General features: G+C 69.7%; 12 protein-coding genes and 1 riboswitch. Of the genes, 3 read left to right on the top strand and 9 right to left on the bottom strand.

Features of this window, described 5'->3' with window-relative positions; all coding sequences use genetic code 11:
- Nucleotides 1–57: 57 nt before the first annotated feature.
- The 4 genes from cobW to BM396_RS04295 are packed head-to-tail and all read right to left on the bottom strand — an operon-like array spanning nt 58 to nt 2419.
- The gene (gene cobW, locus BM396_RS04310; protein WP_043378553.1) at nt 58–1092 is read right to left on the bottom strand and encodes a cobalamin biosynthesis protein CobW; all 1035 of its coding nucleotides are present in this window, start codon (nt 1090–1092) and stop codon (nt 58–60) included.
- Nucleotides 1089–1490 carry a DUF1636 domain-containing protein gene (locus BM396_RS04305; RefSeq protein WP_043378550.1) on the bottom strand — a complete coding sequence of 134 codons (402 nt, stop codon included), beginning with the start codon at nt 1488–1490 and terminating at the stop codon, nt 1089–1091. Before BM396_RS04305 ends, cobW begins: the two co-directional genes overlap by 4 nt.
- Nucleotides 1483–2220, bottom strand: coding sequence for a CbtA family protein (locus tag BM396_RS04300; protein WP_043378547.1), 738 nt, complete (start codon nt 2218–2220; stop codon nt 1483–1485). Before BM396_RS04300 ends, BM396_RS04305 begins: the two co-directional genes overlap by 8 nt.
- Before the next feature lie 16 nt (nt 2221–2236).
- Nucleotides 2237–2419, bottom strand: a complete 183-nt coding sequence (locus BM396_RS04295; protein WP_043348844.1) for a CbtB domain-containing protein — start codon at nt 2417–2419, stop codon at nt 2237–2239.
- Between the two features lie 35 nt (nt 2420–2454).
- Nucleotides 2455–2648: riboswitch (cobalamin riboswitch) on the bottom strand.
- 166 nt (nt 2649–2814) lie between these two features.
- Between BM396_RS04295 and BM396_RS04290 the strand changes: the two genes are divergently transcribed.
- Entirely contained in the window at nt 2815–4173 is a 1359-nt protein-coding gene (locus BM396_RS04290) for a discoidin domain-containing protein (RefSeq protein ID WP_043378544.1), read from the top strand.
- A gap of 63 nt (nt 4174–4236) precedes the next feature.
- Here BM396_RS04290 and BM396_RS04285 read toward each other — a convergent pair whose 3' ends face one another.
- The 4 genes from BM396_RS04285 to secG all read right to left on the bottom strand — a co-directional run bounded on the left by BM396_RS04285 (nt 4237) and on the right by secG (nt 8546).
- Nucleotides 4237–5832, bottom strand: coding sequence for a S10 family peptidase (locus BM396_RS04285; RefSeq protein WP_210281158.1), 1596 nt, complete (start codon nt 5830–5832; stop codon nt 4237–4239).
- On the bottom strand, nt 5832–6284 hold the full coding sequence (locus tag BM396_RS04280; protein WP_043378542.1) for a DNA polymerase III subunit chi: 453 nt from the start codon (nt 6282–6284) through the stop codon (nt 5832–5834). Before BM396_RS04280 ends, BM396_RS04285 begins: the two co-directional genes overlap by 1 nt.
- Before the next feature lie 57 nt (nt 6285–6341).
- Complete coding sequence (locus BM396_RS04275; RefSeq protein WP_043378539.1) at nt 6342–7970, bottom strand: CTP synthase; 1629 nt, start codon at nt 7968–7970, stop codon at nt 6342–6344.
- A 156-nt stretch (nt 7971–8126) separates the two neighbouring features.
- Nucleotides 8127–8546: a preprotein translocase subunit SecG gene (secG, locus tag BM396_RS04270; RefSeq protein ID WP_043378536.1), complete on the bottom strand. Its 420-nt coding sequence runs from the start codon at nt 8544–8546 to the stop codon at nt 8127–8129.
- A 308-nt stretch (nt 8547–8854) separates the two neighbouring features.
- Here secG and BM396_RS04265 point away from each other — a divergent pair, with 308 nt between their 5' ends.
- Nucleotides 8855–9301, top strand: coding sequence for a nuclear transport factor 2 family protein (locus BM396_RS04265; RefSeq protein WP_043378533.1), 447 nt, complete (start codon nt 8855–8857; stop codon nt 9299–9301).
- A gap of 144 nt (nt 9302–9445) precedes the next feature.
- On the opposite strand, the gene tpiA is transcribed toward BM396_RS04265, so the two are convergent.
- The gene (tpiA, locus tag BM396_RS04260; protein WP_043348827.1) at nt 9446–10207 is read right to left on the bottom strand and encodes a triose-phosphate isomerase; all 762 of its coding nucleotides are present in this window, start codon (nt 10205–10207) and stop codon (nt 9446–9448) included.
- A gap of 187 nt (nt 10208–10394) precedes the next feature.
- Between tpiA and BM396_RS04255 the strand changes: the two genes are divergently transcribed.
- The gene (locus tag BM396_RS04255; RefSeq protein ID WP_043378530.1) at nt 10395–12296 is read left to right on the top strand and encodes a peptidylprolyl isomerase; all 1902 of its coding nucleotides are present in this window, start codon (nt 10395–10397) and stop codon (nt 12294–12296) included.
- Nucleotides 12297–12298: the final 2 nt, after the last annotated feature.

Genomic DNA, 12298 nt, shown 5'->3' with positions numbered 1-12298 from the left:
CCGCGGCCGCGCGCACCGGCGCGCCGCCGTCAGCCGCGCAGGCGCGCGCGGCGGCCGTCATCCCGCGAGGGCCGCAGCGACGGCGCGCTGGTCGAACCCCTTGAGGCCGATCACCACGAGGTTGCCGTCCCGGGCCTCCCCGGACTTCCACGGCCGGTCGAAATGGTGGGCCACGCGCCGGCCGACCCCCTGCACCACGAGGCGCATCGCCTTGCCCTCGACCTCGGCGAAACCCTTGATCCGCAGGACGCCCGGGATCTCGGCTGCCTTCTCGACCCGGGCCGCCAGATCGCCCGCCGTGATCGCGGGGCGGACGGGCAGCGCCACGGTCTCGAAGTCGTCGTGGTCGTGATCCTCGCCCTCGCCGTGATGCGACGGACGGGAATCGAGATCGTCCTCGGCGGCCGCCGCGAGACCGAGCAGCACCCGCGGGTCGATGACGCCGTTCTCGGTCTCCACCACCTTCACGGCCCGGGGCAGGTGGCCTTCCACCTCGGCACGCACCCGAGTGCGGGTCGGGGCATCGATGAGGTCGGCCTTGTTGAGGACCACGAGGTCGGCGCAGAGGAGTTGGTCCTCGAAGACCTCTTCCAGCGGATTGTCGTGATCGACCGATTGGTCCGCGGCCCGCTGGGCGGCCAGTGCCTCCGGATCGTCCGCGAAGACGCCGGCGGCGACGGCCGGGCCGTCGACCACTGCGACGACCCCGTCGACGGTGACCCGCGAGCGGATCGCCGGCCACTGGAACGCCTGAACCAACGGCTTCGGCAGCGCGAGGCCCGAGGTCTCGATCAGGATGTGCTCCGGCGGCTCGGCGCGGCCGAGGAGAGTCTCCAGCGCCGGAACGAAATCGTCCGCGACCGTGCAGCAGATGCAGCCATTCGGCAGCTCGACGATAGCTTCTTCGGTGCAGCCTTCGACCCCGCAGGCGGCGAGGAAGGACTTGTCGAAGCCGACGTCGCCGAACTCGTTGACCAGGATGGCGAGGCGGCGCCCCCTGGCGTTCTCGACCACGTGGCGGACCAATGTCGTCTTGCCGGCTCCGAGGAAGCCCGTGACGATGGTGCAGGGGATCTTGTTCACGATGGTCATTCCGCGGCCTCCAGGGTGCCGGCGGGGAGCGGGCGGGGTTCAGGGAACGGGGGGATGCGGGCGATCACGCCCTTGCGGAAGGCCTCCGGACGCTCGCGCCAGGGCACGATGCCGTCCGAGGTCGCCGCATAGGCCGCGAGCCCGGCGAGGATGGTCTCCGCCGAGGCGGCCGGATCCATGTCGCCGTAGACGTAGGTCCAGCGGTCGGCCGAGGCGACCGCCACGGTGCAGGGCCGCTTGCAGACCGACAGGCATTCCACCGCCTCGATCCGCAGGTCCGGCGTGCCGGCGCTCCGGGCCTGAAGCGCCTCCAGAAGGCGTGCTCCGGCGCGCGGTCCATCCGGATCGTCGTCCGGACGGCGGCAGGTCGTGCAGACGTACAGGACGGTCTCAGGCACGGGCCGTTCCCCGTTGCGTGTCGCGGGAAAACGCCTGCCACGCCCAGCCGAGCCCCAACCCGATCAAGATCCAGAAGACGAAGCTGATCGCCAGCGACCGGGCGGCGAACTGTGCGGCCAGCGCGGCCGGAAGCTCCGACGCGCCCTCCGGCGCCTGCGGGGCGCCGACGACGTGGGGGGTTATGATCAGGACGAGGCCACCCAGGATCGTGATCAGAGCACGGCGGATCGTGATCAGGTAGAGTCCCATTCCGGTCGCCGCCGCGGTCATCACCCACCAAGCCTGCCGCGCGGCCAGCGGTGCAGCGGCGCTGCCGGGCAGTTCCGGCGGCAGGCCGAGGCCCGGCGCGAGGGCGACGCTGGCGAAGCCCGCCACCGCGAAGGCGAGACCGACCTGCGGCGTCGGCTCGCGGCCGCAGGCGATCATCACCGCGCCGAGCAGCAGGGCGTAGCCGACGCCGCCGACGAGGGTCGCAAGACCGGTGAAGGCCATCCGCGGCAGTCCGGGGCCGGGCTGCCATTCCGGTGCCGCGGCGGGTGCGGCGTGGTCATGCCCGGCATGGGCGAGCACGATCGGAAGGGCCTTCGCGGCCTGATGCGAGGGTTCCTGCTGCTCGTAGCGCTCGGCCGCGACGATCAGCGGCGAGGTCAGCGTGAGTTCGAGGCCCGTCACAACGGCAGCCGCGAAGAAGCCGGCGGCCAGGGCCGCCGACAGAAGCCGAATGATCATCCCTGCGCCGAGGGCGTCAGTGACAGGGGAAGTTCTGGGTATGGCGGAAGTCGTGCGCCGCGTTGTGGAACGCGATCGCCGGCGAGAAACCCGCCATGAACAGCAGGCCGAGGCCCAGCATGGCCGCGAGCGCGACGGCGACCGGACGCTCCGACGAGCGGGTACCGGCGGCGACGGGGGCGAGGGTCTGAGCGGTCATCGTCGAGTGTCTCCAGCCGCCCCACCGGCGGCATTGCGGGATCCTGTTGCGACGGCAGGTCTCCTGGCTCGCGGCTCGGCGCGCCCACCGCCTTCCCGGATCGCTCCGGTGGCGCTTGGCAGGCGCTCGCCGCTCACAGTTGCGGGGGCAGCCGCGGAATCGGGGCGAAACCCCTCACCGCATTCCCTTTTCACCCCGTTGCCAGGGCACCGTCACCGGCACGTTGTAGACGCATGCCGGCGACGACACAACGGAGCGGCGCCAGATCCGTTCGGATTCCCGTGCGTCCCTTCGCGGGTGGCCGGGCTTGACGTCCGCGCCCCGATGCGGGCACCGCCGCACCGGATGCCCGGCCGGCCCGGCATGGGCACCTCCGCTCAGTTCTCGGAGACCCGATGGCCCTCGCAGACGATCCGAGCCCGGTCCTCGTCGATCTCGCCACCGGCCGCGCCCCCCGGATCGTACAGGACGAAGGCACCGCCTGGCTCGAGATCGATCTGGACGGTCGTTTTCCGATCCGCGCCGTCGCGCTGCGACCCGTACAGGATACTGTCGCGCCCGAGGTCGGCGATGTGGCCGTCGAGGTCTCGCAGGACGGCGTCACGTGGTCCGCGCCCGACATCGTCGGCTGGACCGCCAAGCCGGGCGCCCTCGTGGCCGCCATCGGAGCCGACGAGCGGGCCTGGGCGCGTCTCGTGCGGATCGCGGTGCCGGATCCGGCGCTCGTCGCAGGCGTCGACATCCGCGCCGATGAAGCCGCCATCGACCTCATCGCCCTGCGGGCGCTACTCGGGCTCGACATCACGCTCCTGAACGAGAAGCCCGGCGCTAACGTCTACGTCACCTACAATCTCGAAGCCGCGCCTGGCCGCGCTAGCCGCAACCTCGTCGGCCTGTCGCTGTTCGAGAACGGCGCCTTCGGCAACTGCCTCGTGCAGTACATCATCGCGGTCTCGATCGCGAAGGCGCTCAACCTGAAATACATCAAGGTCCCGAAGGTCGACCGCAGCAAGGTGATCTTTCTGACCCAGAGGCTGACCTGCGACGGCATCACGTTCATTCCGCCGGACGAGCCGCTTCCGCCGGACGGCTACTTCCTGTCCGGCTTGTATTTCGATCCGACGCAGTTCGAGCGGGTGACGGCGCTGCAGGGCCCGATCGACTCGCGCGCGATCGTTCAGGATGTGATCAGGCCCCTGTTCAACGGCCTGCCGCGGACATTTGCGGCCAAGCCCGACGATCAGCTCCTGATCCATATCCGGTCGGGCGACATTTTCAGCACCTGGGTCGACCCGCACTATCCGCAGCCGCCCTTCGCCTTCTACCGGATGGTCATCGACCGGCTGCAGGCCGAGGGCCGCATCCGTTCCGTCAAGCTCGTCTTCGAGAACCGTCTCAACCCGGTCATTGCAGAAGTGGAGGCCTATGCGGCACAGCGCGGCCTGCCCGTAGAGATCCAGAGCGAATCGCTGATCTCCGATGTCGCCGCATTGGTGAACGGCCGCTACCTCGTCTTCGGGCTCGGAACCTTCGGGCCGGCGATCTGCCATCTCTCGGAGCGCGTCGAGCAGGTGTTCTACTTCGCGTCCAATTGGCCGCAGGGCTTCCAGTCGATTCCCACAATCGGGAAAGTGGTCGAGGTTCGCGATCGCGAAGGCCGGTACATGAAAGTCGGCGAGTGGCAGAATACCGCCGCTCAGCGCCGGAGCATGGTGGAGTACCCGGCCGAAGCTCTCGCCTTCGACGATGTCTGATCGGTCGCGCCGGTCACGATCCGACCGGCGACGACCCCGCTGCCTGCATCCCGACCGAACACGTCACGGTGCGGTCCTGAGACGTTCCGCGGGTGCGCCGGCCGAACGCGCCGAGCCGCCATCGCGGACCTTCAGGGCGTCCGTGTACATCCGTTCGACATCCGCCTTGAAGGCGGCGCGGGAATCCGGACGCGTGTAGAACATGTGGCCTCCGGGATAGACTGCGAGGCTCAGGCGACCGGCACTGTAGGCCGGGACCTGCGCCAGCAGGAGCTTCGAGGCGAAATACGGGGTTACGAGATCGGTGAATCCGTGCGCCACGAGGACACGCAGGTGCCCGTCGAGGGCTAGGGTTCCCTGAAGGTTCGACAGCACCTCCGGTGCCTGTCTTCCCGAGCCCCAGCTCCAGCCCCGATTGACCGCATTGTTCAGGAGCTCGTAGCGCATGTTGGCCACGGGCCATTTCAGCGTGCGCGCGTAGAGATCGAGCATCGCGCTGGTCAGCGGCGCCTGGAGCGCGGTGAGCTGGGGATCCTCGAAGCTCGATTGCGCGGCGGCCGGATTCGGGTCCCAGCCGGTGATGCCGGTGTCGTAGGCGCTCGTCACGCGACCTTCGGCACGATCGATCTCCCGCTGGACGCTTCGGGTCGAGAGGCGCGCCGCCTGCGCGCGGACCAGGGCGGGATCGAGCCCGACCAGCGGGGCGACCTTCTCGGTCATCCGCGCAACCGCCGCGGAATCGCTCGGCCCCTTCAGGAGATCCGTTAGATAGGCACCGGATGCGTAAGCCTCGGCATCCCCCAGCAAGGCCGGCGTGGGTACCGTCCCGGCCCGCTCCAGCGCACCGGCCGCCAGCGACGGCAACTTCAGCACGTAGCCCCAGGGATTGGCCCGCGGGGTCTCCAGCCACCCGAAGTCGAGCACCGGCGAGAGCAGCACCATCCCCGACAGGCCGACGCCGATCTCTTCCTGGAGCTTCTCCGTGATCAGCGGGCCGCGGAACCCGCCATAGCTCTCGCCGACGAAGAACTTCGGGCTCGCTAGACGATCGTTGTTGCGCAGGTAGCGGGCGATGGCTGCCGAGAGGGTCGCGGCGTCGGACTCGATCGACCAGTAGGCCTTGCCGTTGCCGTCCGCGGCCCGGCTGTAGCCGGTGCCGACGGGGTCGATGAAGACGAGATCGGTGAAGCCGAGCCACGTCCCGTCGTTGGGCGTGAGCGTGACCGGCTGCGACGGGCTGATGCTGTCGCCGCCGACGGGCAGCCGCCAGGGGCCGATCGCCCCGATGTTGAGGTAGGCCGACGCGGCGCCCGGGCCGCCATTGACCGCGAAGGTCACCGGGCGCTCCTGGCCGTCCTTGGACGCCACCGTGTAGGCCACGAAGGCGATCTCGGCCTGCAGCTTGCCGGCCTCGTCGACGAGCGGCAGGCTGCCGGCCGTGGCGGTGAAGTCGAGGACCCTGCCGTCAGGCAGCGTGACGCTCTGCTTCGTGACGGAATCCGGCGGCAGGCGTCGTCCGTCCGGCCCGCGCGGTGCCGGCTTGCTCTCCGCGGGCGGATGTCCGTGCGGCGCCTCCTCTGCCCAGCCGGCAGAGGGCAGGGCGATGAGCATGCCGAAGGCGAGCGCGGCGCGCGCGAGACGTCTGTTAAGGGCCACCATCACGCCTTCTTGTTCCAGCGTCCGGAATCGTCCTGCTGCCAGTAGGCGACCGTGTGGCCCGCCTCCTTGGCCTGCTTCCACCGCTCACGCGCCCTCAGGAGGGCGTCCTGATCGGTCCCGTCGAACAGGATACAGATCCGCTCATACGTGCCGGCATCGGGCGGCAGGTCGGCGCCCTCGACGAGGAAGCGGATCGAGGCCGCGTTCGGGTTCACGTCCCGAAGGGTCAGCACCACCGGCTGGCTCGCCGCGTCGGGCTCGCGATCGGTCCCGTGCGGCAGGAAACTCTCGTCGGAATAGGTCCAGAGGTGGTCGTCCAGCGCCTGCAGGCGCTCCTCGCTGGCGGCCTGGATCGCGGCCTGCCAGCCGCGGTCCAGCGAGCGCTCGACGAGGCTCGGCAGCACCCGTTCCAGGGGCTGCCGTTGCATATGGTAGAAGAGGATCTCGGTCACGATGCCGAGGATATAGGGCTCCAGCCCGCCGCGCGAGCAGCGGCGCGCCGCCGCGGCTCAGACCAGCCGGCTCTGTTCGATCGCGGCGCCGACGAAGCCCTTGAACAGCGGGTGTGGCTCGAAGGGGCGCGACTTCAGCTCCGGGTGGAACTGCACGCCGATGAACCACGGGTGCCCGACATGCTCCACGGTCTCGGGGAGGAGGCCGTCGGGGGAGACGCCGGAGAAGCGCAGGCCCTTGGCCTCCAGCCGCTCGCGATAGGCCATGTTGACCTCGTAGCGGTGGCGGTGGCGCTCCGAGATCTGCTCGGACCCGTAGATCTGGGCGATCTTGGATGTGGGATCGAGCTTCGCCTCATAGGCGCCGAGCCGCATCGTGCCGCCGAGATCGCCAGCTGCAGCCCGCCGCTCCAGCTCGTTGCCGCGCAGCCACTCGGTGAGCAGGCCGACCACCGGCTCGGACGTCTCGCCGAACTCCGTGGAATTGGCTTCCGGCATTCCCGCGAGCGAGCGGGCGGCCTCGATGACGGCCATCTGCATCCCGAAGCAGATCCCGAGATAGGGGATGCGCTTCTCGCGCGCGTAGCGGGCCGCGCGGATCTTGCCCTCGGCGCCGCGCTGGCCGAACCCGCCCGGCACCAGGATTCCGTTCAGGCCCTCCAGGAACGGCGCGGGATCCTCGCGCTCGAACACCTCGGCCTCGATCCATTCGAGGTTGACCTTGACCCGATGGCTGATGCCACCGTGGGTCAGCGCCTCGGTCAGCGACTTGTAGGCGTCCTTGAGCCCCGTGTACTTGCCAACGATGGCGATGGAGACCTCGCCCTCGGGGTTGCGCACGCGCTCGGAGATCGTCCGCCAGCGGCCGAGATCCGGCTCCTCGCCGTGCTCCAGGCCGAAATGGCCGAGCACCTCGCGGTCGAGGCCGGCTGTCCGGTAGGAGAGCGGCACCTCGTAGATCGACGCCACGTCCCGCGCCTCGATCACCGCGGTCTCGCGGACGTTGCAGAACAGCGCGAGCTTGCGGCGCTCATCGACCGGGATGTCCCGGTCGCAGCGGCAGAGCAGGATGTCGGGCTGGATGCCGATGGAGCGCAGCTCCTTCACGGAATGCTGCGTCGGCTTGGTCTTCAGTTCGCCCGCGGACGGGATGTAGGGCAAGAGCGTCAGGTGGACGTAGCAGCAGGTGCCGCGGGGCAGTTCCTGGCCGAGCTGGCGGATCGCCTCGAAGAACGGCAGCCCTTCGATGTCGCCCACGGTGCCGCCGATCTCGACGAGCACGAAATCGAACGCGTCGTTGCCGTCGAGAACGAAGTCCTTGATCGCGTTGGTGACGTGCGGAATCACCTGGATCGTGGCGCCGAGATAGTCGCCGCGGCGTTCCTTGGCGATGATGTCCTGGTAGATCCGGCCCGTGGTGATGTTGTCGGCCCGGCTCGCCGGGACCCCGGTGAAGCGCTCGTAATGCCCGAGGTCGAGATCGGTCTCGGCGCCGTCGTCGGTGACGAACACCTCGCCGTGCTGAGTCGGGCTCATCGTGCCCGGATCAACGTTCAGATAGGGGTCGAGCTTGCGCATCCGGACCCGGTAGCCGCGGGCCTGCAGCACCGCCGCCAGGGCTGCGGAGGCGAGCCCCTTGCCGAGGGAGGAGACCACGCCGCCGGTGATGAAAACGTACCGCGTCATGGGCCTCGGTCCATAAAGAAGCTGCTGCCGTTTGCCAAACGACCCGTGCCCCGGCCCGCGCATGGGCTGGGGATCATGGAACGCATGGCACGGACCGGCTGAGTGCCGGCCCGTCGGAGATGGAATGAGACGCTGCGCCGTTCCGAGCGCAGCCCGTCAGCGGGATTGCGGCGCGTCCGGGACCGCCGGCTGGGCGGGCGCGGCCGGCTGGGCCGGCGCCGTGGCGGGCACCCGGTCCTGTTGCTGGCGGAGCGTGTCGAGCAGGTTGTCGGCGCCGGTCGGCTGCTTGGCGGGCTGGCCCGACGTCTGCGGCGCGCCGGTATCGAGGATCGATTTCGGCGCCGCGGAGCGATGCGACAGGATGGCGAGCGCCAGGCTGGTGGAGAAGAACAGGGCCGCCAGGATCGCCGTGGCCCGGGTCAGGGCGTTGGCCTGGCCACGGCCGGTCATGAACCCCGCGACGCCGCCGCCGCCCCCGCCGCCGAGCCCGAGGCCGCCCTCGGAGCGCTGAAGCAGCACGACGCCGATCAGCGCGAGGACGATGATGAGGTGGACGACGATCAGGACGGTCTGCATCTGTGTTCCGGGATCTTCTTCAGCGCCGCGCGCCGGCAGCGGGCACCGGGAGACGAACGCACGAGGGCCGGAGCCCGCCGCCGCTTCCGATGCTCCCCGTCACGCATGCGTGCAGCGGAAGCCTCGTGGGCGACTTTGCGGGCGGACCGGCCGGAATTGGGCGACGGCATACACCACCGGCCGCCCGCCGCCAACCTGACGCGCGCGGCCGGCTGCCGGCGGCGCCCCTCGCCTTCGGCCGCGCCGCGTGGTTTCTGGACGGGAGAGAGCGGCCGATCGAACGCGCCGCCCCGTCCGGGAGGCCAACCATGTCCGTGTCACGCCGGGTGGCGCTCGTTGCCGCCATCGCCGCGCCCGTTCTGATCCGCGCCGTCCCCGGCACGGCCGCCGGGCCCGACGCCGCCGCCGTGGAGCAGGCCGTCGACGCTCTGACCCAAGCCCTGCTGGCCGCGGACGGGCCGGCCCTCGACGCCCTGGTCCTCGACGGTCTGAGCTACGGACATTCCAGCGGTCAGGTGCAGGACAAGACGGCGTTCGTCGAAACGCTCACCAGCAAGCGCTCGGCCTTCCCGAGCATCACTCTTTCGGACCGCTCCGTCTCGGTGGTCGGCGACGACGCCGTCGCCCGCCATGTCTTCACGGGCGAGGTCGTCTCGGGCGGCAAGACGGCGCCGGTGCATATCGGCGTGATGCAGGTCTGGCACCGGGATCAGGGCCGCTGGCGGCTGCTCGCGCGTCAGGCCTTCAAGATCTGACAGCGCCTCCGTGCGATCGCCGCTCCGCCTGCGCCGGCGGAGCAGTCCGGTGCCGCCCCATTAAGGCCTTGCAAGGACAGGGATCTCCCTGCGGCGCGTGACAACGGCAAGCGCCGCGAGCGCATCGAACCGCCGGAGGCGCGCTCAGGCGTAGGCGGCGCAGATCCCCAGGAAATCCGCGGCCACGAGACTCGCGCCGCCCACCAGGGCGCCGTCGACGTTATCCACCGACAGAAGTTCGCGGGCATTTCCGGGCTTCACCGAGCCGCCATAGAGGATGCGGATCTTGTGCGCCTCGTCGCCCACGAGCTTGTCGAGCATCTCGCGCAGGGATGCGTGGACTTCAGCGATGTCGCGCGGCGTCGGTGTCCGGCCCGAGCCGATCGCCCAGACCGGCTCGTAGGCGATCACCGTATCGGCCGCTGTGGCGCCCTTCGGCAGGCCGATGGCGAGCTGCGCCCGGACGATGTCGAGGGCCCGGCCTTGCTCGCGCTCCTCGATGGTCTCGCCGACGCAGATGATGCCGCACAAGCCGGCACGCCGGGCACCCAGCGCCTTGGCGTGGACGCCGTCATCGGTCTCGTGGTGGTAGGCCCGACGCTCGGAATGACCGACGATCACGTATTGCGCGCCGAGATCGGCGAGCATCTCGGCCGAGATCGAGCCGGTGAAGGCGCCGCTGGGGCGGGCATGGAGGTTCTGGCCGCCGATGGCGATGGGCGAGCCGGCGGCGGCCGCCACGCAGGAGCCGATCAGCGTCGCGGGCGGGCAGATCAGCACGTCGATGCGGGCCGCGAGGTCGGGCGAGAGCCCGTCGCGAATCGCTTCGACCACCTGGATGGATGCCCGGGTTCCGTTCATCTTCCAGTTGCCGGCGACAAGCGGCCTGCGCCCCGATTGCGTCATTCCTGCCCTCGCTCCGCCGCGGCGTTTCCCGAAGTTGCCGGGGCCTACCAGAGCGAGCTTGAGCGCGCAAACGCGCCGAAGCGCCTGAGTCTTTGCCTGTGGACGCGAATGGTCTATCGCGGTCGGCTCTCAGGAACAGCGCCGGCCCGGCGACGGGACGGCTGCCGAAGGTACTCGATCACAGACCATGCTTCAGGGCATCCGCAACGCCAGCCAGCACTGGCTCGGCAAGATCGTCTTGACGATCATCTTCACGCTGCTGATCGCCGGCGTCGGGATCTTCGGCGTCGAGGAGTTCTTCCGCGGCGGCGCGAGCAACAAGGTGGCGACCGTTGGCAGCACGCCGATCACCGCCGAGCAGGTGCGCCAAGCCTATCAGAACCAGCTGCAGCGCTATCAGACGCAGTTGAAGCGTCCCCTCACGCCCGATCAGGCGCGGATGCTCGGCCTCGACCGGCAGGTGATGTCCCAGCTGATCACCGAGGCCGCCCTCGATCAGAAGACCCACGATCTCGGCCTCGTCGTGCCGGATTCCGCGGTGATCAAGGCGATCCACGAGGAGAAGAGCTTCCAGAACGCGCAGGGCCAGTTCGAGCCGCAGCTCTTCTACCAGACCCTGCAGCGGGCGGGTCTCAACGAGGGCATGTTCGTGCGCGAGCAGCGCTCCGTGATCGCCCGTCTGCAACTCGCCGAGGCGGTGTCGTCGGACCTGCATGTGCCGGTCGCCATGCGGGAGGCGGTCCACCGCTACACCACCGAGCGCCGTGCCGCCGCCTACCTGATGCTGACGCCCTCGGTCGCCGGGCAGATCCCCGAGCCGACCGACGACGAATTGAAGACTTGGTACGAGGCCAACAAGTCCGGTTTCCGGGCGCCGGAATTCCGCGCGGTCAACCTCCTCGTGGTCGAACCCGAGGCGATGGCGAAGCCGGACGCGATCACCGAGGCCGACGCCCGCGCCGCCTACGCGCTCAACAAGGATCGTTACGGCGCGCCCGAGAAACGCACCATCCAGCAGATCGTCTTCCCCGACCCGGCTGCCGCCGAGGCGGCCCGCAAGGCGATCACCGACGGCGCCAAGACGTTCGAGGCGGTGGCGACGGAGCGCGGCACCGACGACAAGGACCTGACCCTCGGAACGCTGACGAAGAGCGAGCTGTTCGACAAGGCGGTGGCCGACGCGGCCTTCGCGCTGCCGGAGGGCGGTGTGAGCCAGCCCGTCCAGGGCCGCTTCGGCACGGTGTTGCTGCGGGTCACCAAGATCGAACCCGGGACGGTGAAGCCCTTCGAGGCCGTGGAGGGTGAGATCCGCAAGGGCCTCGCCCTGGCCCGCGCCCGCGACGCGATGGAGACCACCCGCGACGCGATCGAGGATCAGCGGGCCGGTGCAAAGCCCCTCGCCGACATCGCGGCGGAGCGTGGTCTCAAGATCGTCAGCGTCAAGGCCGTCGACGTGAACGGCAAGGGACCGGACGGGCAACGGGTCGCCGACATCCCCGATCCGGACACCACTGTGCCGGCTCTGTTCCGCGCCGAGATCGGCGGCGACAACGAGCCTCTGCGCACCAAGACCGGCGGCTACGTCTGGTACGACGTCACCGGAATCGATGCCGCCCACGACAAGCCCCTCGATGAGGTCAAGGACGGCGTGAAGGCCGGCTGGACCGCGACCGAGATCGCCAAGCGCCTTCAGGCCAAGGGGCGCGAGCTGGTCGAGAAGATCAACAAGGGCGAGACCATGGAGGCTGCAGCGCAGGAGGTCGGCGTCAACCTGCAGGAGGCGCAGGATCTCGCACGCAATCAAGCCAAGGACATGCTCAAGCCGGATGACGTGAACCTGATCTTCGCGACCCCGGTCGGCAAGGCCGGTACGGCGGCGGCCGGAGATTCGCGCGCGGTGTTCAAGGTCACGGCGGCGACGGTTCCGGCCTTCGTGGCCGACAGCCCCAGCGACAAGCAGATCACGCAGAGCTTCCAGGCCGCCCTCGCCGACGACGTCCTGTCTCAGTACATCAGCGAGGTTCAGAAGAACGCGGGCGTCAAGGTCGATCCGGCGGCCCTGCGCCGCGCCATCGGCGGCGAGTATTGAGG

This window comes from Methylobacterium sp. UNCCL125, from assembly GCF_900116795.1.
Classification (GTDB): Bacteria; Pseudomonadota; Alphaproteobacteria; order Rhizobiales; family Beijerinckiaceae; genus Methylobacterium; species Methylobacterium fujisawaense.
This window is presented reverse-complemented; position numbering and strand designations above follow the sequence as displayed.